This is a genomic window from Mesorhizobium dulcispinae (assembly GCF_033977345.1).
GTDB lineage: Bacteria > Pseudomonadota > Alphaproteobacteria > Rhizobiales > Rhizobiaceae > Mesorhizobium > Mesorhizobium dulcispinae.
Window position 1 is genome coordinate 111,841 of record NZ_JAVIIY010000002.1, and the last position, 19,969, is coordinate 131,809.

The following is a 19,969-nucleotide window of genomic DNA, read 5'->3' on the forward strand; positions in this document are numbered from 1 at the left end:
ACCAGAGGCGGTTTGCGCCTGGGCGTTCGCAGAAGGCGGCGGCGGGCACTCGGCCTATGATGCCAACGGCCAGCGTGCTAACAGCACAGGCATGCTGCCCACGATATTGAAGGGTTTCGCAATAAACCAATTTATCGGTCCGCTCTGGGAACATATGCAACGGCAAATGGCGGCAGGGTGGGATTTTGGCGATGCTCCCCCGGTGCCATCGCAGGACGAGCTAGACGCGATCGCCCGCTCCATTGATGATCGACCTCAGCGGAAATTCTAGACGCCAATTGAAATTGTGATGCCCACCAGCGCGGTCCAGCGCTACCGGCAACGCGATATGGTCGGCATGGCCGCCTGCCTGATCATTGCTGGCTTGGCGCTCTACGTGCTGCTCGCCTAGCCCGTCTTAGGCTCGGGCTCTGGAAGCGCCGCGTTCGGGTCGGGACAATCAGACAATTGCTCACACGGAGGGGGCCGATCGCCAACACCGCCATAGCGTTCCACGAGTTTTGCGAATCCGTAGGCGAAGGCGAAAAGAAGCGCCAGAACAACCACTATTCGAACGGCCATTCGGGATTGTAGCAGGGCCTCAATCGAGGTTTGACTAGCTACAGGTAGAAGAGCGATTCCTATTGCGCCAGCCAAAGGCGTCCTTCGTTCATATGCTGCGCATATTGGCCAGAGCGCGCCCGCCGTCGGCGGAGTGATCTGCTCCCGGGCGGCGGGTTGGTGCTGTATGCGTTGCTGAGCAAGGCCTACCTCCCGCTTCGTCCTTATGGATGATGCCGATCATATCGGCAGGGACCTATGTTCATTGTCAGCCGGTGCCGTGTTTCGATTCCGAGCCCCCGCCGGTTAGGCCCGGCTTGCGCTGGCCTACCCCGCTAGCCTGCCGGGCCGCTTGCGGTTGACGTTCGAGATTGCGATGTCGGCGCGGCACAACCTTTCGCCTATCGGTTTGGCCGATCCTCACGCATAACATCATAGAGAAGCAGGCCAGCCACTAACGACACGACGGCGCCAAACATGTCAGGGCCGGTCAGCCCTGAATAATAGACGAAAGCGAATGCCAACTGGGACATGGTTCCAACCAGGATGTGTTTCCCTGAGAGAACCGTTAGGCAGCGCTAATGTTCCTCCCGCTACGAAAACGCGTCTACCCCTTCCGCCTGTCCGGCGTCCCCGCATGGTTGGTGAACTGCAGGTTCCGGTCGTCGCGGCCGGCAGCGCGGCATTCGTGGCAGTAAATGATCTTGATTAGATCCCAATGCATTGCGCCATAATCTGGCCCAAACCGCTTCACCGCGGGAAGGGTCGGACAGCACCAGCACATCCCCCCAGCAATAAGAGGTCACAGGCCAAGTTTGCCCGCGACATAAAAGCGACGGCCGGGCCGGCTTGCATGGGTAGAACGGTTGCGCGATGCTGCCGGTGGGGAGTGGTGTTCGCAATACCGATTCTGTGGAAGCACCACGATGTTCATTGACTACTACGAGCTTCTTGAAATCAGCCCGAACGCCAATTCGGAAACGATTGAACGGATATTTCGTTATTTTGCCATGCGCTACCATCCCGACAATCGGGACACCGGCGACGAGTCACGCTTCAACGAAATCGTGGAAGCCCACAACACGCTCAAGGATCCGGTCAAGCGCGCCCAATACGACGTCCGGTATAAAGACCATTTGAGCCTCCGCCGCGAGCTGTCCGAGGAAGCCAGCAACGCCAAGGGGCTCGAGCGGGACGTCATCATTCAGGCCAAACTGCTGTCGCTTCTTTATGTAAAACGTCGGCAAGACGTCCACAATCCAGGTATTGGCGACGAAGAGCTCGAGCGCCTGTCAGGCTGCCCGCGAGAACATCTGGAGTTTCATCTCTGGTATCTTAAGGCAAAGGGCTGGATAGCAAGGATCGAGAACGGAATGTTCGCCATCACCGTGGACGGCATCGATCGCGCCAATTCCGAACATCGTCGTGACGTTGCCGTGACCAGGCTGCTGGACCATATGAACTGACGGGCATCGCCAATGCCGCAGGGGGGCAGGGGAGGGCAAATTGTCCGAGACCAAGGTGATCGCAGTCAAAGACTGGACCTGCGCGATGAGCGACGAGCTTGGCCGCGTGGCCCTGATGGTCAATCCGACCGAAGGCGAGCCGGTCCTGGTTTTGCTGACGATCTTCCAGGCAGCAAAGCTGGGGCGTGAACTGCAGTCGCCAAAGCGCGTACAAAAACCTGTCCTGTAACGGCGCGGCACGACCAAATACGTTATATTAGCAGTAGCTTGTATTCGACCTCGTCCGGGATCATAATCGCAGGCGCTTTCGGGAACTTGAGGGAGGTTCCGATGCGAACAATCCTCCTGCTGCTTGCCCTGGTAGTGTGTTTCTTCATCTGGGACCGCCTCGCGAACGACGGGATCTACACGTCCGACGTTGAGCGGAGCTTCAGAGAAGCCGCAGCCGACATGCCGCACGGTTACGGCACCGGCATCACGTTCGACCGTGACCTGCTGAAGCGCTAGACACTGCTGGAACGAGGCAGCTACGGGGCTGAGTCGCGCATTCGCCAACGTAACGTCTCGAGTGGTCTTGTTCCCGGCGCAGGCGGGGATCACGAAAGCGGGCGCTCGAAGTCGTATCGTCGACCGATATTGGGGATATTGGGGTCGCGTTCACCGGAAACAGCCTCTAACCGCAGCCGCAACCTTGTGGCCGGACTCCCCGGTGACTAAAGTCGGCCTTCCCGAAGGAGAGCTCGACCATGGCACTTGACCTTTCGGTAGATGCTTCTGCCCCCAAGGCGGCGGCGCCTGGCAAATATCTCTTCGGCCCGGTCGCCGACTTCCTCATGCTCGGCGGCGGTGCATTTCTGATCCTGCCGATTCTGCTTTTGGTGCCGCTCGAATACGAAGGTCTTGTGGCAGCAACGATGGTAGTCGTGGCCTACCTTGTGAACTATCCCCATTTCGCCCACTCGTACCAGATTTTCTATCGCAATTTCGGGCGCAAGGTGAGCGGGACGGGATACGACAGGAGCCTGCAGCTTCGCTACATTTTCGCGGGCATGGTCGTTCCCCTGATCATGGGCGCGTTCTTCGCTTATGGCGCAGCCACGGCGAACACCCGCCTGCTCGGATATGCGGCCAACGCGATGTTCTTCTTCGTGGGCTGGCACTACGTCAAGCAGGGCTACGGCATGCTGATGGTGGATGCCGTTCTGAAGCGCAAATTCTTCGACGATCGGGACAAGAAGGTGCTGCTGGTCAACAGCTATGCCGTGTGGATCCTGGCATGGCTGCAGACGAACACTGCGGTGACGCAGGGGAAATACTACGGCCTGGAATATTACACATTCGCGGCCCCTTCCTGGATCGCCAACATTGCCCTGCTGGCGGCCGTTGCCTCGACGGCAGTCACAGTCCTGATGCTGATCAACCGCTGGCGAAGAAACGGCCGCGCCCTGCCGTATAACGGCATCGTGGCCTATGTCGCGTCGCTCTATCTGTGGATCCTGATTGCGAGGATAAACCCGCTTTGGCTGCTCGTGGTGCCGGCGCTCCACTCGCTGCAATATCTGGCCGTGGTCTGGCGCTACCAGACCAATGTCGAGCGCGACGTCGCGGATGCCGCAAGAAATCCGCAACCGCGGTTGCTGTCCTTTCTCGGACCTCTCTACAGGCTCAGGGTCCTGGGATTCATCGTCGGGGGCGGTGCGCTTGGATATCTCGGCTTCTGGCTCGTCCCGATGGCGATGACGGCCTTGATCCCTTACGACAGGCAGGTCCTCGGGTCCTCGCTCTTCTTCTTCATCGTGCTGATCTTCATCAACGTGCACCACTATTTTCTCGACAATGTGATGTGGCGCCGCGGCAACCCGGAAGTGTCCAAGTACCTGTTCCGGTAGATAGTTTTCGGGAAACTGTGCGGCGTTCCAGGAGAGGCCGACGGCTGATCAATCCGATCGCGCCAGCAAAAGGCGAACGATCGGCTGCACATTGTCCTTGTAGGTAATGCATCGGCCGTAGATGCCCTTTGCCACGCGCTCTCGCCCAATCCGCTCCCATTCGGGCGTCTGCGCAGTCCAGTCGGGGGTCTGGGTAATAAGGCGCTCGCGGGTGAGACAGCCCGGGTCGCGCGCAAGGATCAGACGCGCTTCATCGGCCAATGGCGTATAGGCCTCGATCGCGGCTCTCTTTCTTGCCTGAGCATCTTGATCCAGCTTGATTTCCACCTGGACGGTGCCAGGCACATTGGGCACTGCGGCCGAGCAAAGCTGCTGATGCCCCTTGCGCTTCTTTTGCAGCAAAGCGTTCACAGCGCTGCCGAACACAAAAGCCAGGTCGTGCACCGGATTGTAGCCGTCAACGGCGTCCGACACGACCTGCACTTCCTGGTCGCTGTCGAGATCCGCGCTGATCCTGGTAAACACGTCGAGGAAAAATATCTGGTCGCCGGCCAAAAGAGCTTCGTACCAGGCGGCGTCGGGTATCTCGCCGAAGACCGAGCCCGGCGTTGCGCCGGCCGCCTTCACGATATGGTGGGAATATTCGGTCCTGGCGTTATGACGGCCGCCGGAGCCATCGGTCAAAAGATAGACTCTCGGCTTGGCGCGCTCCAGCCAGTGATGAATTCTGAGCTCATGTCCCGGATGCGCGAGGATCAGGATATTTTGGAGTTCGCTATCCATGGTGCCGCTCCAATTTTGGTTACCGCAGGGCAACCGATGTCGACGTCCCTGTACCAGCAGCAAGCCATGGGGGGAACTTGTTTGGCTGAATTGTTCTCACTATGACACGGGCTGCGTGAGCAGTTCGTCGCCTGCGATAGCGGCTCTACAACCGGCAAGGAAAGCTCGCCTTGAGGATACTCATCACCAACCTGTCGGTGGCGCAAAACAGCGGGTCGGAATCGGTCGTCGAATTGCTTGCTGACGGCCTGCGAGGCGCCGGCCACCAGACAATGCTGCTCACCACAAATCTTGGTGGTATGGCCGACAGAATGCGCCAGCGGGGTCATCACGTCGTCGATCGGATTGCCGAGATCGTCGACAAGCCCGACATCATCCATGGTCAGCATCTGACACCTTGCCTGACAGCCTTGGCCAGGTTTCCCGATGTGCCCGCGGTCTTCTCCTGCCACAGTTCGTTCTACGAGATCGAGGCGCCCATGCCTCATCCTCAAATACGCCATTGGATCGCTGTGGATGAGGCGTGCAAGGCGAAGTGCCTGTCGCGCGGCATCCCGGCAGACAAGATCGATCTCATCTACAACGCCGTCGATCTCGAGCGCTTCAGGCAGCGCCCGCCGCTTCCGGCTAGACCCGAGCGGGGCCTGCTGCTGACAAAAAACTTTGAACACCAGCAAGCGGTGCGGGAGGCCTGTGCCAGAAATGGCATTCAACTCGACGAGTTAGGTCCCGCCACAAACCGGTATTCGCAACAGATCGAAAAGGATCTTCTCGCCTACGACATTGTGTTCGCCACCGCGCGGATGGCCATAGAGGCTGCCGCGGTGGGATGCTCGGTCGTGGTTTGCGATGCGCGCGGCTTTGCGGGAATGCTCGATACCGGCAACATGGAAAGTTGGCGGCGGGCGAACCTTGGGGTGGGGCTGCTCAGCAGACCGGTCACGATCGAAAATCTGACGGCTGCAATCTCCAGCCACAATGCTGAAAACGCTGCGGCCGTCTCTGCCTATTTCCGCGATAAGGCAGGTTCCACCCATTTCATCGACGAACATCTGCGCATCTACAATGAGGTATTGCGTGAGGGACTTCGGGCCAGGCCTGAAGAAGTTGCGCTGGGCACAGCCTCCTGGATCGAGGAAACCGCCGTCTCCATCCAGCATCGCAAATGGTTTCGAGTCGCCAAGGAGATGCATGGCTGGCCGGACGCGATCGACCAGCTAATGATGATGGAGCTGTTGCGTGCGAACACGAAGACGCTGGAAGGAAATTCCGCCTTGTTAACGGCGCTTGGCCAACGGGCTGTAGGCTCCATCCAGGACGGGCCGGAGAACCAGGCGATCCTGCACCAGATAGACGACCGACTTTCCCGGCTCTCGCGCTTCGTCGATGAAGTGAGCCGTCTCTACAACGGCGTGGTGCCGCGGTTCATTCGTAAGGTGCTGCTGAGGATTCGGAGGCGAGGCTGACCACCCCCGTCCGCGGGCATCAACCCCAGCCAGTTCAGCTCCTCTCCAGAACAAGCGAGACATTCCCGCCGGCGTGGCGCTCCAGCCTTCCGGCAAGGTCGAGTTCCAATAGCACCATCGCTATCTGCGCGGCGCTCAAGCCTGTGTGGCGGATGATCTCGTCGACCCCGACCGGTGTCGGGCCGAGCGCTTCCAGCACGTCGGCGCGATCGTTTTCGCCTGGCGGCGGCATTGCCGATAGGTCGGGTGCCTCGGCGAGCGGTGCGCTGCGAGGCGCGCGGACACCGGCGAGCGGCGCCAAGGCGCCGAGAATGTCGGCCGCTTCTGTGACGAGCGTGGCGCCGTCTTTCAGCAAACCGTTGGAGCCTGCGGCGCGCGGATCGAGCGGCGAGCCCGGCACCGCAAAAACCAGGCGGCCCATCTCATTGGCAAGGCGCGCGCTGATCAGTGAGCCGGAGCGCTGCGCCGCCTCGATCACGACCAGCCCGATCGCCATACCGGCGACCAGGCGGTTGCGGCGCGGAAAATCCTGCGCGCGCGGCTGCCAGCCGAGCGGCATTTCCGAGACGATCGCGCCGCCGCGCTCGGCAATCTCATTGCAAAGACCGGCGTTTTCAGGCGGGTAGGGGACGTCGAGGCCGCCGGCCAGCACGCCGATCGTGCCGGTCGAGAGACTGCCGTGATGCGCCGCGGTGTCGATGCCGCGCGCCAGGCCGGACACGATGGCGTAGCCGTCGCGGCCGAGATCCGCCGCCAGCATGCGCGCCATCTTGATGCCGGCGAGCGAGGCGTTGCGGGCGCCGACGATCGCCACCGCCGGCAGGCGAAACACCGCGCCTTCGCCTTTTACCGCCAGCAGCGGCGGTGGGTTGTCCATGGTCTTCAGCATGGACGGGTAGTCGGCCTCGCCGATGCCGACGAAGCGGGCGCCGGCGCGCCTGGCCGCTTCCAGCTCCGCTTCGGCTTCCGCGACCGTCGGGATGCGGACGATGCGGTTGGCGCCGCCCGAAATCATCAGCTCGGGCAGCATTTCGAGCGCTGCCTCGGCCGAGCCGAAGCGGTTGATCAATTCGCGGAAGGAGGCCGGGCCGACATTGGGCGTGCGGATCAGCCGGAGCCAGGCAAGCCGCTGCCGGTCGCTGAGGCGCGGGCCGGCGGCGGGCCCGCTCACCCCTTCGCCCCGATCTTGCCTTCGGTGCCGTCGAGAAGCCGCGAGATGTTGGCGCGATGCTTGATGAAGACGATCAGGCTCATCAACGCGAACAGGCCGGCAATCTGGGGTGTGCTGATGAAGTAAAGCGCGATCGGCACGACCACCGCCGCCGCCAGCGCCGCCAGCGAGGAATAGCGGAACAGGAAGGCCATGGCGAGCCAGACGACGGCGAAGACAAGCATGCCTTGCCAGGCAAGACCGAGCAGCACGCCGAGATAGGTGGCGACACCCTTGCCGCCCTTGAAGCCGAGCCAGACCGGGAAGAGATGGCCGAGGAAGGCGCCGAAGCCGGCGATCAGCGCGAGCTCGGGTGCGAAATGGCCTGCAATCAGCACGGCGGCGGTGCCCTTCAGCGCGTCAAGCAGCAGCGTAGCCGCGGCCAGGCCCTTGTTGCCGGTGCGCAAAACATTGGTGGCGCCGATGTTGCCGGAGCCGATCTGGCGCACGTCGCCGAGGCCGGCGGCACGGGTGATCAAGAGCCCAAACGGGATCGAGCCGAGTAGGTACCCGAAGATGAGCGCGAGCACGTAACCCATTGTTTTCCCCAAAGATAACCCTGTCTGGCTTCCAGGAATTCGTAGAGATTCAGGTCAGGCCGACATCACCTGAATCTCGACACGTCCTAGGCCGAAAACACTGTGCGGCCCGCCACCATGGTTTGCAAGACCTTGCCCTGCAGGCGCGCCCCCTCGAAGCAGGTGTTCTTCGAGCGTGAGCGCAGGCCGCTCTCGCTCACGATCCAGGGCTCGTCGAGATCGATCACGGCGAGGTCCGCCAGCGCGCCGGGCTTAAGTGTGCCGCCGGGCAGGCCGAAAAGCTTCGCCGGCGCGGTCGAAAGCGTCTCGACCAGCCGGAGCAGCGGCACGTCGCCATTGTGGTAGAGCCGAAGTGCGGCGCCAAGCAGCGTCTCCAGCCCGATCGCGCCGGCGGCGGCGTCGGCGAAGGGCAGGCGCTTGGTGTCGACATCCTGCGGGTCGTGCGAGGAGACGATGATGTCGATCGTGCCGTCCTTGATCGCCTCGATCATCGCCAGCCGGTCGTCCTCGGCGCGCAGAGGCGGGGTCAGCCGGAAGAAGGTTCGGTATTCGCCGACGTCGTTCTCGTTGAGCGACAGATTGTGGATGGCGACGCCCGCCGTGACGTTGGCGCCGTCCGCCTTTGCCCGGCCGACGGCTCCAACCGCCATCGCGGTCGAGATCTTGGCGGCGTGATAGGCGCCGCCCGTCAGCCGCGCCAGGGCGAGGTCGCGCTCGAGCGGGATAAGCTCGGCCTCGCGCGGGATGCCGGAAAGCCCGAGCCAGCTCGCATAAAGGCCTTCGTTCATCACGCCGGCCGAGGCGAGGTCGGCGTCCTGCGTCTCATGCGCGATCACGCCGCCGAAATCGCGCGCATAGGTCAGCGCGCGGCGCATGACCAGCGCGTTGGCGATCGTGTGGCGACCGTCGGTGAAGGCCACGGCGCCGGCCTCGCGCAGCAGGCCGAACTCGGTCATCTCGCGGCCGTCCAGCCCCTTGGTGATCGCCGCCGCCGGAAAGATGTTGACGCTCGCCGTGTCCCTTGCCGTGCGCAGCACGAACTCCACCAGCGCCACATTGTCGATCACCGGGTCGGTGTCGGGCATCATGACGATGGAGGTGACGCCGCCGGCGGCCGCCGCGACGCTCGCCGAAGCAATGGTCTCGCGATGCTCGCCTCCGGGTTCGCCGATGAAGACGCGGGCATCGACAAGGCCTGGAATGATCGTCTTGCCGGCGCAGTCGATGACGACAGCGCCCTCGGGCGCGCCCTGGTTCAGCGCCGCCTTGCCGGCGGCGGTGATCTTGCGGCCATCGACGATGACGGTGCCGACCTCGTCGACACCGCGCGAGGGATCAACAACATGCGCCCTGCTGAAAACCGTCACGCTCATGCGCCGCGTCCTTCCTGGTTGCGGCGAGGATCGAGCAGCGCTTCCATGACCGCCATCCGCACGGCGACGCCCATCTCGACCTGTTCCTGGATCACGCTCTGCGGACCGTCGGCGATTTCCGAGGCGATCTCGACGCCGCGGTTCATCGGCCCGGGATGCATGACCAGCGCATCCTCCTTGGCTGCTTTCAGCTTTTCCGCGTCGAGGCCGAAATAGCGGAAATATTCGCGGGTCGACGGCACGAAGGCGCCTTCCATGCGCTCGCGCTGCAGGCGCAGCATCATCACGACGTCGGCGTCCTTGAGGCCTTCGGCCATCGAGCGCGACACGATCACGCCCATCCTGTCGATGCCCGCCGGCAGCAGCGTCGAGGGCGCGACGACCCGCACCTGCGCGCCGAGAGCGTTCAACAGCATGATGTTGGAGCGGGCGACGCGCGAATGCAGGATGTCGCCGCAGATCGCCACGATCAGCTTCGACAGCGGTCCCTTGGCGCGGCGGATGGTGAGCGCGTCGAGCAGCGCCTGCGTCGGGTGCTCATGTGCGCCATCGCCGGCGTTGACTACCGAGCAGCCGACCTTTTGCGCCAGAAGCGCTGCCGCGCCCGCCGACTGGTGCCGGATGATCAGGATATCCGGACGCATGGCGTTGAGCGTCATGGCGGTGTCGATAAGCGTCTCGCCCTTCTTCACCGAAGAGCTTGCCACCGACATGTTCATTACGTCGGCGCCGAGCCGTTTTCCCGCGAGCTCGAAGGAGGATTGCGTGCGGGTCGAGGCCTCGTAGAAGAGGTTGATCTGGGTGCGGCCACGCAGCGTCGAGGTCTTCTTTTCCGATTGCCGCGAGATCGCCACGGCCTGGTCGGCGCGATCGAGCAGCAGCTCGATATCGGCCGGGGAAAGATCGCGGATGCCCAGAAGATGGCGGTGAGGAAACAGCGGCAGGGACGAAGCGTCGGTCATCTCAAGGCGCTGCTATAGGGTGCGGTCCGGCCAGCCGCAAGCGGCAGCTTTGAATTGCGGGCGTTCTCCCCGGTATTTTCGTCGCGCGCCTTGTGTTGCTTGGGCTATAAGGCCCAGTGGCTTCGGATTCGCGACCGCAGCCTTGGGATGGTAAGGACCTCTCTGTCAACTGAAGGATTGGGCGTGACCGACGAGGTGATCAACCAGCCGCCGCCGCTGACGGGCGGCAACGCATGGCGGGGCGATCCGTTGCTCATCCAGCTCGCCGAGCGTTTTTCCGATTCCGTCCGCAAGGATCTGGACGGGCTCGGCCGGTTTGTCATGACCCAGGAGGCGCAGGAACTCGCCCGCCTCGCCAATACCGACACGCCGAAGCTCAGGACGCATGACCGCCAAGGCCGGCGCATCGACCTGGTCGAGTTTCATCCCGCCTATCATGCGCTCATGCGACGCTCGATTGCCGGTGGCTTGCATTCCTCTGTCTGGGAAAACGGCGATGCCGAGATCGGTCGCCGACACCAGGTGAGGGCGGCGCGCTTCTATCTGACCGCCGAACTGGAGACAGGGCATCTCTGCCCGATCACCATGACCAGCGCTTCGCTGGCGGCGCTGATGGCAAGTCCAAAACTGTTCCGCGAATGGGCGCCGCGCGTGACGACGCGCAAATACGACCAGAGCCAGAAGCCGCCGGTGCAGAAGACCGGGCTCACCCTCGGTATGGGCATGACCGAGAAACAGGGCGGCACCGACGTGCGCGCCAACGTCACCAGGGCGGAGCGCACGGGAAGCGGCTTCTACCGGCTGACCGGGCACAAATGGTTCATGTCGGCGCCTATGTCGGACGCCTTCCTGGTGCTTGCGCAGGCACCGGAGGGGCTTTCCTGCTTCCTCGTCCCGCGCATCCTGGGCGACGGCTCGGGCAATGGCTTCCGCTTCCAGCGCCTGAAGGACAAGCTCGGCAACCGTTCCAACGCCTCGTCGGAAGTCGAGTTCGTCAACGCCATCGGCGAGATGGTCGGCGAGCCTGGCGCCGGCATCAAGACGATCATGGACATGGTCACGCTGACCCGGCTCGACTGCGCGGTCGCGTCCTCGGCGATCATGCGGGCAGGGCTGGCCGAGGCCGTCCACCACACGCGCCACCGCCAGGTGTTCGGCGCCAATCTGGTCGACCAGCCACTGATGCAGCGGGTGCTGGCCGACATGGCGCTCGACGTTGCGGCCGCGACGGCGCTGTCGTTCCGGCTTGCGCGCTCCTTCGACGAGGCCGCAAGCGATCGCGGCGAGGCGGCCTTTGCCCGCGCCATGACGCCGGTGGTCAAATACTGGGTGTGCAAGATCGCTCCGCAGCTGCTTTACGAGGCGATGGAGTGCCTCGGCGGCAACGGCTATGTCGAGGAAGCGCCGCTTGCGCGTTACTATCGCGAGGCTCCGGTAAACGCGATCTGGGAAGGCTCGGGCAATGTCATGGCGCTGGACGTGCTGCGCGTGCTCGGCCGTGCGCCCGGCCTGTTCGAGGAGGTGCTGGCCGGCATAGACCGCGACCTCGGCACCGGCGGCCGCGGCACCATCGGCGTGCTCAAGGCGGCGATGCAGGTGGCTTCGACCGACGAGGGCTCGGCGCGCCTACTCACCGAGCAACTCGCGCTTTCGGCGGCGGCGGCCGAACTGCGCCGGCTGGGGGCAGGGCGGATCGCTGATGCCTTCGTCGAAACAAGGCTCGGCGGCCAATGGCGCACCACCTACGGCATGCTCGATTCGCGCCATGATGCGCGCATGATCATCGACACGCTCTATCCGCCGCTGACCTGAAGAGCCTGAAACGCCGTTCATCGCCAGCCTGTGGATGGCCGTTAACCTTAACGAATAGTTTCCGTTGCGGGGAGCCTTCGCAGAGCCCACTCTGCCGATCGGAGTAGGGAAGTATTAACCATGAGCCTCCCGTGCTCCGCCAGGCAGGAAGCGCATGCGGCACGTGTTGACATCATTTCTGGCTTTGCACTGGGCGGTCGTTTTCGCCCTGCTGGCCTACATCTGCATGGATGGCGATCGCGGTATCGCATCGGCGCTCGGCGTGCTTGGCGTGTCGGTGCAAGGCAGCCGTTTCCCGGGTCTCGAGCACGCCGTCATCGTGGCGCCGCTCTCGGTCGCGCTGCTGATCGTTGCGCTGCTGTTCTGCTGGGCTTTCGTCGAAACGCTGCTCAACATCGCGACAAGGCCCGATGCCGGCGACGCGGTGGTGCGGATCGCCTTCATCTCAGCCTCCTTCCTGCTGTCGATCATCCTCGTCGGCGGTGCCGCGCAAGGGATCAACGGGCTGTTCATGGTGGTCGCCATCCAGATGACGGCGCTGCTTGCCTCCTATGTCGCGGTGCTCGCCGAGCGACGCTCGGCTCTGGCCGCCGCGACGGCCTTGCATGAGAGCGAAGCCCGGCTGGTTTCCCATCGCATGGCGGCGGGCGCTGCGCATAGTTCGCTGCTGTCCCGCATCTCCAGCCGGCCGGAAACCAGACCCGGAGGTCGCCGCTGATGCGTGGCCTTCTGGCATTCTGGGCCGCACCGCTGATCCTGTTCTGGGGCTGGTACTTCCTGTCGCTCAACGACATCAATTTCGGCTATGTGATGCTCAGCCGCCAGTTGCACGACTTGGCTTTTCAGCTCTATGGCCAGGTGCTCGGCGTCGATCCGGCGATCATCCCGGGAATGGTCGCGCGGGCCTGCGTGTTCGACAGTTTCCTGCTCCTCGGACTGGTGGCGTTCCGCCGCCGGCGCCAGATCGCCGAATGGATCAGGCGGCGCCGGGAAGGCGCGGTCAGTCCGGACCGACTCGGCCGAGCGACTGAAGCCGGTCCAGGGCTCCCTGCAGAATAAAGGCCGCCGCCGCCGAATCGATCTTGCCGGCGCGCTTCTTGCGCGAGAAATCCATCTCGATCAGCGTCCGTTCCGCGGCGACCGTCGACAGCCGCTCGTCCCACAGCACGAAGGGCAAATCGGACAGGGCAGCCATGTTGCGCGCGAAGGCGCGCGATTTCTGCGCGCGCGGACCTTCCGATCCGTCCATGTTGACGGGGAGGCCGAGCACGATCGCGCCGACATTGTCCTTCTCGAGTTGGGCCAGCAACTGGGCGGCATCGAGCGAAAACTTCCTGCGCAGGATGACCGGGCGCGGATGGGCAAAGGACAGGCCACGGTCCGACACCGCCACGCCGATCGTCTTGTCGCCCAGATCGAGGCCGGCGAGCGTGCGGCCGCCGGCAAGCCGTGCCGGCAATTCCTCGATGCCGATGATGCTCAACAACTCTCCCCGGTCTTTCGCCGCGCGGCTTTTGATGGGCCGCGGGACTTTCAATTTGCCGTCGGCGTTCTATCCTTTGCTAGCAAGAAAATCGAGGAACTCGTTCATGAAACTGACCTGGTACGGCCATTCGGCATTCCGCATCGAGACCAAGGACGCCAACATCCTCATCGACCCGTACCTGGTCGGCAATCCGTCCTGGACCGGCGGCTGGGAGGGGCCGGCAGAAGGGGTGACGCATGTTCTTCTTACCCATGGCCATAACGACCATGTCAGCGGCTCGATCGAAGTATTGAAGAAGAGCGGCGCCATGCTGGTCGCCAATTTCGAGGTCTGCATGTATCTCGTCGGGCAGGGCGTCAGCGACAAGAAGATCAACCCCGGCAATATCGGCGGCACCGTCGATTGCGGTCCCTTCACCACCACCTTCGTCCAGGCGCTGCATTCCTCCTCGTTCGGCGGCCAGGGCGGCACCAACACCTATCTCGGCAACCCGGGTGGGCTCGTGCTGCATTTCCCGCAGGACAAGACGCTTTACCACATGGGCGACACCGACATCTTTTCCGATATGGGGCTGATCAACGAATTGCATGAACCGAAGATCGGCATCGTGCCCATCGGCGACCGCTTCACCATGGGCGGCGCGGTGGCGGCCCTTGCCTGCCGCCGCTTTTTCAACTTCGACACGGTCGTTCCCTGTCATTTCGGCACCTTCCCGATCATCGATCAAACCGCCGACAAGTTCGTGGCCGGCATGGAAGGGTCCGGCGTCAAGGTGGCGCTGCCGGAGATTGGCAAGCCGATCACGATCTAGGCGCTTCGCTCCTCTGCGACGGTGTTGCACTGCCTTAGGCGGCGACGCCCTAAGCGTCCGCAGGCCGATCGCTCCGGCATGATCGATGTTGCGCCGCAAGCGTCGCGCCGCTATAGCCCGCACTGGTTTTCCCGAGGCGATAGATATGTCCGTTGATCTTCAGACCGTGAAGCGCGTCGCGCACCTTGCCCGTATTGCGGTGAGCGAGGAGGACGCCGAACGCATGACCGGCGAGCTGAATGCCATCCTCGGCTTCGTCGAGCAACTGAACGAGGTCGACGTGGCCGGCGTCGAGCCGATGACCTCGGTCACGCCGATGGAGATGAAGAAGCGCCAGGACGTCGTCGCCGACGGCAACAAGGCGGCCGACATCGTCGCCAACGCGCCGGCTACGGACGAGAACTTCTTCCTCGTTCCCAAGGTTGTGGAGTAGGCCACGATGGCCGTCGAGATCGCCGTCGAGACGCCCCTGCAGGACGACGTGCGCGCGCTGGTGGCGGAACTCAACGCCGCGCTGCTCGAGCTGACGCCGCCGGAACATTGCTACCATTTGACCGTCGAGCAGATGGCGGGCGCAGACACGACCGTGTTCATTGCCCGCGAAAATGGCCTGGCCGTCGGCTGCGGCGCGCTGAAACGCCATGACGGCGTGGTCGGCGAGGTCAAGCGCATGTACACGCGGCCCTCGCATCGCGGCCAGAAGATCGGCGCGCAAATTGTTGAGCGCGTCGAGGCGCTGGCGCGGCAAGAGGGGCTGACACGCCTGGTTCTCGAAACCGGCGACCGCCACCCCGCCGCCTGGACCGTCTATGAGCGCGCCGGATTTTCGCGTTGCGGACCGGTGCTGGATTATCCCGACTCCACATGGTCGGTGTTTTACGAAAAGAGCCTTGCCTGATGAGCGACCTCACACATCTCACCATTTCCGAGGCCCGCGCCAAGCTGCGCGGCAAGGAGATCTCCGCCGCCGAGATCACGGAAGCCTATCTCTCGGCGATCGAGCGCGCCAATCCGCTGCTCAATGCCTATGTCACTGTCACGGCCGACAAGGCGCGCGACATGGCCAAGGCGTCCGACGCCAAGCTGGCCCGCGGCGAAGGCGGGGCGCTGGAAGGCATTCCGCTCGGCATCAAGGACCTGTTCGCCACCGAAGGCGTCCACACCCAGGCGTGCAGCCATGTGCTGAACGGTTTCAAGCCGCACTACGAATCGACCGTCACTGCCAATCTCTGGGCCGATGGCGCCGTCATGCTTGGCAAGCTCAACATGGACGAGTTCGCCATGGGCTCGTCCAACGAGACCTCCTATTACGGCCCGGTCATCAATCCGTGGCGACGCTCGCGCCTCGACACGGTGGTGATGCCGACGACGCATCAGGGCGACGGCGGCTTCGTCTCGGCCGGCGGCGCGAAGACCGCGCGGACCTTGGACAATGCCCAACTGGTGCCGGGTGGCTCCTCCGGCGGTTCGGCTTCGGCTGTCGCCGCCTTCCTCTGCGCCGGCGCCACCGCTACCGACACCGGCGGCTCGATCCGCCAGCCTGCCGCCTTCACCGGCACCGTCGGCATCAAGCCGACCTATGGCCGTTGCTCGCGCTGGGGCGTGGTCGCCTTCGCTTCCTCGCTCGACCAGGCCGGGCCGATCGCGCGCGACGTGCGCGATGCCGCGATCCTGTTGAAGTCGATGGCCTCCGCCGACCCGAAGGACACGACCTCGGTCGACAGGCCGGTGCCGGATTACGAAGCGGTGATCGGCAAGCCGATCAAGGGCATGAAGGTCGGCATCCCGAAGGAATACCGCGTCGACGGCATGCCGGAAGACATCGAGGCGCTCTGGCAGCAGGGCATCGCCTGGCTGAAGGACGCCGGCGCCGAGATCGTCGACATCTCGCTGCCGCACACCAAATACGCGCTGCCGGCCTACTACATCGTCGCGCCGGCCGAAGCCTCGTCCAACCTCGCGCGCTATGACGGCGTGCGCTACGGGTTGCGCGTGCCCGGCAAGGACATCGTCGACATGTATGAGAAGACGCGCGCAGCCGGCTTCGGCCGCGAGGTCAAGCGCCGCATCATGATCGGCACCTATGTGCTTTCGGCCGGCTACTACGACGCCTATTACCTGCAGGCGCAGAAGGTGCGCACGCTGATCAAGCGCGACTTCGAAAACGTCTTTGCCGCCGGCGTCGACGTCATCCTGACGCCTGCAACCCCGTCGGCCGCCTTCGGCGTCGCCGACGAGGACATGAACTCCGATCCGGTGAAAATGTATCTCAACGACATCTTCACGGTGACGGTGAACATGGCGGGACTGCCGGGCATCTCGGTGCCCGCCGGCCTTGACGGCAAGGGGCTGCCGCTCGGTCTGCAGCTCATCGGCCGGCCTTTCGACGAGGAAACGCTGTTCCAGACCGCGCATGTCATCGAACAGGCGGCGGGCAGGTTCCAGCCGGAAAAATGGTGGTAGCGTCGTCCCTCATCTAATTCATTAAGCGTTACACCGTCCTTTGCGCGTCCAACAGGACGCGCGGCGCCGTAATGGGGTGAGGGATGTTCTATTATCTTTCCAAGATACTCTGGTTCTTCGTCCAGCCGCTCAACCTGGCGATCTTCCTGCTGCTTGCCGGTCTGCTAGCGGCACTCTTCGGCCGCCGTCGGCTCGTTGCCATCGGCGGCGTCCTTGCTTTTTTGATCCTTGCCCTTTCGGCTTGGACCTCGCTCGGCGCCGTGATGCTCAACCCGCTGGAGGAACGCTTTCCCAAGCCGCCGCTGCCGGAAAAGGTCGACGGCATCGTCGTGCTCGGCGGCGGCTTCGAGGGCGCCATCAACCTGGCGCGCGGCGGCTATGAGCTGAACAGCGGCGGCGACCGCATGGTCGAGACGGCGATACTCGCCCGGCGCTTCCCGCAAGCGAAAGTGGTCGTCTCGGGCGGCAATGGCGAGCTTTTCCTCGACGGCGAAGGCGATGCCGACACCGCGCCACGCCTGCTCGGCGCCCTGGGTGTTGCGTCCGACCGTCTGATTCTGGAGAACAAGTCGCGCAACACCTATGAGAACGCCGTCTTCTCCCGCAGGCTGGTCGAGCCGAAGCCCGGCGAGACATGGCTGCTGGTGACCTCCGCCTTCCACATGCCGCGCGCCAAGGCGCTGTTCGACAAGGCGGGTTTTCCAACCATTCCCTGGCCGGTCGATTACCGCACCTCCGGCAAGGAAGGCGTCGGTCTGTTCCGCGACAATCCAGCCGATTCGCTGCAGGCGACCACGACAGCAATCCGCGAATGGATCGGGCTCTTCGCTTACTGGCTGTCTGGCCGCATCGATCGGCCCTTTCCTGCGCCGGGCGGCTGACCGAGCACTGCCTGGCGCGCGGCCGAGAAGAACTGGCGCCGCACCAGCACGGCAAGCAGCACCAGCGTCGACATGACGAACACCGTCGGGCCGACGAACCAGCCGAGATAGCCGATCGAGAAGAAGACGGCGCGCAGGCCGGAATTGAAATGCTTGCCGGCAAGCACGTTCATGCGGGTGGCCCGCCACACCGCCGTCTCGCTGACCGGATTGCGCGAGGCCTCGCCATGCGGGACAGGCACCGCGCCGATCAGGATCGAGCAATAATTGAACAGCCGGTAGGCCCAGCCGAACTTGAAGAAGGCGAAGGCAAGGATCAGCACCAGGCCGAACATCTTGGCCTGAAAGGCCTCGCGGGAGGATGCGGCGGCGAGCGGCAGGTCGGCCATTATGGTTAGAACCCGGTCGGATGCGCCGAGCAGGGCGAAGCAGCCGCCGAGCGCGATAAGCGAGCTGGAGGCAAAGAAGGCGGTGCCTTGCTGCAACCCGTTCATGATGGCGGTGTCGACGATGCGCACCTCGCGCTCGGCCATGTTGCGCATCCAAGCTTCGCGCTGGGCGTTCATCGCGGTCGTCAGCGACACGCGGCTGACGAGCTTGCCGTCCGAGGCAAGCGTGTGCAGCACCCAGACGACCAGGAAGAAAGCCAGTGCGGCTACGTCTGCCGCCGAAAGATGGATGGAATCGCCCATGGATGCCTTTTACCACAGGCCCGGCGCGCTTCGACGGCGGAAGCAAGCGGTTACATGTCGCTGCCGGAGCAAACAAGGTCGGCTGACGCCGCGCCGCGAGGCGCAAAACAGCGGAAACATCACAGGAATTCCTATATGTAAGTTTTGAGCGGCCCTCAGGAGACAACGGCGCGTGTTCCTTTCGGTATTCGACCTGTTCAAGATCGGCATCGGTCCATCGAGCTCGCACACGATGGGACCGATGACGGCGGCGCGCCGCTTTCTCGACGAAATCCTTGCCGGCGACTGGCCGCGTCCCGCCGGCGTCAAGGTCGATCGCATCGGTGCCAGCCTGCACGGCTCGCTCGCCTATACCGGCATCGGCCACGGCTCGGACCGCGCCGTTATCCTCGGCCTGGCCGGCGAGCTGCCGCAGACCGTCGATCCGGATGAAGCTGACGGCATTGTCGCCCGTATCGGAGCGGAGAAGCGGATTTCGCCGCCTGGACATCCGTCCTATCGCTTCGACCCCGCCAAAGACCTTGTGCTCGACCGCAAGACGCCGCTGACCGGCCACGCCAACGGCATGGCCTTCTACGCCTATGACGCATCCGACCGGCTACTGCTCAAGCGCATCTATTATTCGATCGGCGGCGGCTTCGTCGTCTCCGAGGAAGAATTGCAGCGCATGAAGGCCAAGGGCTCGGTGACGACCGAGGGCAAGAAAGTGCCGTACCCCTTCAAGAACGCCGTCGAGATGCTGGCAATGGCGGCCAAGAGCGGGCTTTCCATCGCCGAGATGAAGCGCGCCAACGAGGAAAAGCACATGTCGCGCGAGGAGCTCGATGCCGGGCTCGACGCGATCTGGAGCGCCATGAAAGGCTGCATCGATCGCGGGCTGTCGCAGGACGGCGTCATGCCGGGCGGCTTGAAGGTGCGCCGCCGCGCGCGCCAGCTGCACGACAAGCTGCAGGAGCAGTGGCAGCAGAACCGGCCCAATCCGTTGCTCGCCAACGACTGGCTGTCGATCTACGCCATGGCGGTCAACGAAGAGAACGCGGCCGGCGGTCGCGTGGTGACCGCGCCGACCAACGGTGCCGCGGGCACGCTGCCGGCGGTCTTGCGCTACTGGCTGCATTTCCATCCTGAGGCCGACCAGCCGAGCATCCGCGACTTCCTGCTGACGGCCGCCGCCGTCGGCGGCATCATCAAGTCCAACGCCTCGATTTCCGGCGCCGAGGTCGGCTGCCAGGGCGAGGTGGGCTCCGCCTCGGCGATGGCGGCCGCCGGGCTCTGCGCCGTCATGGGTGGCACGCCGCCGCAGGTCGAGAACGCCGCCGAGATCGCGCTCGAGCATCATCTCGGCATGACCTGCGATCCGGTCGGCGGACTGGTGCAGGTGCCCTGCATCGAGCGCAATGCGCTGGGTGCCGTCAAGGCGGTCACCGCCGCTTCGCTCGCGATCAAGGGCGACGGCACGCATTTCGTGCCGCTCGACGCTGCGATCGAAACCATGCGCCAGACCGGCCTCGACATGAACGAGAAGTACAAGGAAACCAGCCTCGGCGGGCTGGCCGTCAACGTGGTCGAGTGTTGAAGCGGCGCCACGCCTTTCTT

The 19,969-nt window shown here is 63.8% G+C and carries 21 protein-coding genes; 14 read left to right on the top strand and 7 right to left on the bottom strand.

What is annotated here, in order from left to right; all coding sequences use genetic code 11:
- Positions 1–1,466: 1,466 nt before the first annotated feature.
- From RFN30_RS05190 to RFN30_RS05205, 4 genes are all read left to right on the top strand, one after another.
- Positions 1,467–2,006 carry a DnaJ domain-containing protein gene (locus RFN30_RS05190; RefSeq protein ID WP_320261070.1) on the top strand — a complete coding sequence of 180 codons (540 nt, stop codon included), beginning with the start codon at positions 1,467–1,469 and terminating at the stop codon, positions 2,004–2,006.
- Between the two features lie 40 nt (positions 2,007–2,046).
- Positions 2,047–2,235: a hypothetical protein gene (locus tag RFN30_RS05195; protein ID WP_320261071.1), complete on the top strand. Its 189-nt coding sequence runs from the start codon at positions 2,047–2,049 to the stop codon at positions 2,233–2,235.
- Between the two features lie 101 nt (positions 2,236–2,336).
- Complete coding sequence (locus tag RFN30_RS05200; RefSeq protein WP_320261072.1) at positions 2,337–2,513, top strand: hypothetical protein; 177 nt, start codon at positions 2,337–2,339, stop codon at positions 2,511–2,513.
- Between the two features lie 239 nt (positions 2,514–2,752).
- A complete protein-coding gene (locus RFN30_RS05205; protein WP_320261073.1) occupies positions 2,753–3,895 on the top strand; it encodes a hypothetical protein in 1,143 nt (380 codons plus the stop codon).
- 48 nt (positions 3,896–3,943) lie between these two features.
- Here RFN30_RS05205 and RFN30_RS05210 read toward each other — a convergent pair whose 3' ends face one another.
- Positions 3,944–4,741, bottom strand: coding sequence for a hypothetical protein (locus tag RFN30_RS05210; RefSeq protein WP_320261074.1), 798 nt, complete (start codon positions 4,739–4,741; stop codon positions 3,944–3,946).
- Between the two features lie 107 nt (positions 4,742–4,848).
- Between RFN30_RS05210 and RFN30_RS05215 the strand changes: the two genes are divergently transcribed.
- Entirely contained in the window at positions 4,849–6,144 is a 1,296-nt protein-coding gene (locus RFN30_RS05215; RefSeq protein ID WP_320261075.1) for a glycosyltransferase, read from the top strand.
- Positions 6,145–6,178: 34 nt separating this feature from the next.
- Here RFN30_RS05215 and dprA read toward each other — a convergent pair whose 3' ends face one another.
- The 4 genes from dprA to RFN30_RS05235 all read right to left on the bottom strand — a co-directional run bounded on the left by dprA (position 6,179) and on the right by RFN30_RS05235 (position 10,228).
- Complete coding sequence (gene dprA / locus RFN30_RS05220) at positions 6,179–7,315, bottom strand: DNA-processing protein DprA (RefSeq protein WP_320261076.1); 1,137 nt, start codon at positions 7,313–7,315, stop codon at positions 6,179–6,181.
- Positions 7,312–7,893: a glycerol-3-phosphate 1-O-acyltransferase PlsY gene (gene plsY, locus RFN30_RS05225; RefSeq protein ID WP_320261077.1), complete on the bottom strand. Its 582-nt coding sequence runs from the start codon at positions 7,891–7,893 to the stop codon at positions 7,312–7,314. The genes dprA and plsY overlap by 4 nt, the downstream gene beginning before the upstream one ends.
- A gap of 86 nt (positions 7,894–7,979) precedes the next feature.
- On the bottom strand, positions 7,980–9,266 hold the full coding sequence (locus RFN30_RS05230) for a dihydroorotase (RefSeq protein ID WP_320261078.1): 1,287 nt from the start codon (positions 9,264–9,266) through the stop codon (positions 7,980–7,982).
- Positions 9,263–10,228 (bottom strand): aspartate carbamoyltransferase catalytic subunit, encoded by a 966-nt coding sequence (locus RFN30_RS05235; protein WP_320261079.1) that lies wholly within the window; start codon positions 10,226–10,228, stop codon positions 9,263–9,265. The genes RFN30_RS05230 and RFN30_RS05235 overlap by 4 nt, the downstream gene beginning before the upstream one ends.
- Positions 10,229–10,375: 147 nt before the next feature.
- Between RFN30_RS05235 and RFN30_RS05240 the strand changes: the two genes are divergently transcribed.
- From RFN30_RS05240 to RFN30_RS05250, 3 genes are all read left to right on the top strand, one after another.
- On the top strand, positions 10,376–12,040 hold the full coding sequence (locus RFN30_RS05240) for a DNA alkylation response protein (RefSeq protein ID WP_441328171.1): 1,665 nt from the start codon (positions 10,376–10,378) through the stop codon (positions 12,038–12,040).
- A 154-nt stretch (positions 12,041–12,194) separates the two neighbouring features.
- A complete protein-coding gene (locus RFN30_RS05245; RefSeq protein WP_320261081.1) occupies positions 12,195–12,758 on the top strand; it encodes a hypothetical protein in 564 nt (187 codons plus the stop codon).
- Positions 12,758–13,099 (top strand): DUF6105 family protein, encoded by a 342-nt coding sequence (locus RFN30_RS05250; protein ID WP_320261082.1) that lies wholly within the window; start codon positions 12,758–12,760, stop codon positions 13,097–13,099. The genes RFN30_RS05245 and RFN30_RS05250 overlap by 1 nt, the downstream gene beginning before the upstream one ends.
- Here RFN30_RS05250 and ruvX read toward each other — a convergent pair.
- Positions 13,041–13,523 (bottom strand): Holliday junction resolvase RuvX, encoded by a 483-nt coding sequence (gene ruvX / locus RFN30_RS05255; RefSeq protein WP_320261083.1) that lies wholly within the window; start codon positions 13,521–13,523, stop codon positions 13,041–13,043. The genes RFN30_RS05250 and ruvX overlap by 59 nt on opposite strands.
- 106 nt (positions 13,524–13,629) lie before the next feature.
- Here ruvX and RFN30_RS05260 point away from each other — a divergent pair, with 106 nt between their 5' ends.
- From RFN30_RS05260 to RFN30_RS05280, 5 genes are all read left to right on the top strand, one after another.
- Positions 13,630–14,337 carry a metal-dependent hydrolase gene (locus RFN30_RS05260; protein WP_320261084.1) on the top strand — a complete coding sequence of 236 codons (708 nt, stop codon included), beginning with the start codon at positions 13,630–13,632 and terminating at the stop codon, positions 14,335–14,337.
- 145 nt (positions 14,338–14,482) lie between these two features.
- The gene (gene gatC / locus RFN30_RS05265) at positions 14,483–14,770 is read left to right on the top strand and encodes an Asp-tRNA(Asn)/Glu-tRNA(Gln) amidotransferase subunit GatC (RefSeq protein WP_320261085.1); all 288 of its coding nucleotides are present in this window, start codon (positions 14,483–14,485) and stop codon (positions 14,768–14,770) included.
- A 6-nt stretch (positions 14,771–14,776) separates the two neighbouring features.
- Complete coding sequence (locus tag RFN30_RS05270; RefSeq protein WP_320261086.1) at positions 14,777–15,235, top strand: GNAT family N-acetyltransferase; 459 nt, start codon at positions 14,777–14,779, stop codon at positions 15,233–15,235.
- Positions 15,235–16,800 (top strand): amidase, encoded by a 1,566-nt coding sequence (locus RFN30_RS05275; protein WP_320261087.1) that lies wholly within the window; start codon positions 15,235–15,237, stop codon positions 16,798–16,800. The genes RFN30_RS05270 and RFN30_RS05275 overlap by 1 nt, the downstream gene beginning before the upstream one ends.
- A gap of 83 nt (positions 16,801–16,883) precedes the next feature.
- A complete protein-coding gene (locus tag RFN30_RS05280; RefSeq protein ID WP_320261088.1) occupies positions 16,884–17,681 on the top strand; it encodes a YdcF family protein in 798 nt (265 codons plus the stop codon).
- On the opposite strand, the gene RFN30_RS05285 is transcribed toward RFN30_RS05280, so the two are convergent.
- Positions 17,630–18,373 (bottom strand): DUF599 domain-containing protein, encoded by a 744-nt coding sequence (locus tag RFN30_RS05285; protein WP_320261089.1) that lies wholly within the window; start codon positions 18,371–18,373, stop codon positions 17,630–17,632. The genes RFN30_RS05280 and RFN30_RS05285 overlap by 52 nt on opposite strands.
- Positions 18,374–18,545: 172 nt before the next feature.
- Between RFN30_RS05285 and RFN30_RS05290 the strand changes: the two genes are divergently transcribed.
- Complete coding sequence (locus RFN30_RS05290; protein ID WP_320261090.1) at positions 18,546–19,949, top strand: L-serine ammonia-lyase; 1,404 nt, start codon at positions 18,546–18,548, stop codon at positions 19,947–19,949.
- The last annotated feature ends 20 nt before the right edge of the window (positions 19,950–19,969 follow it).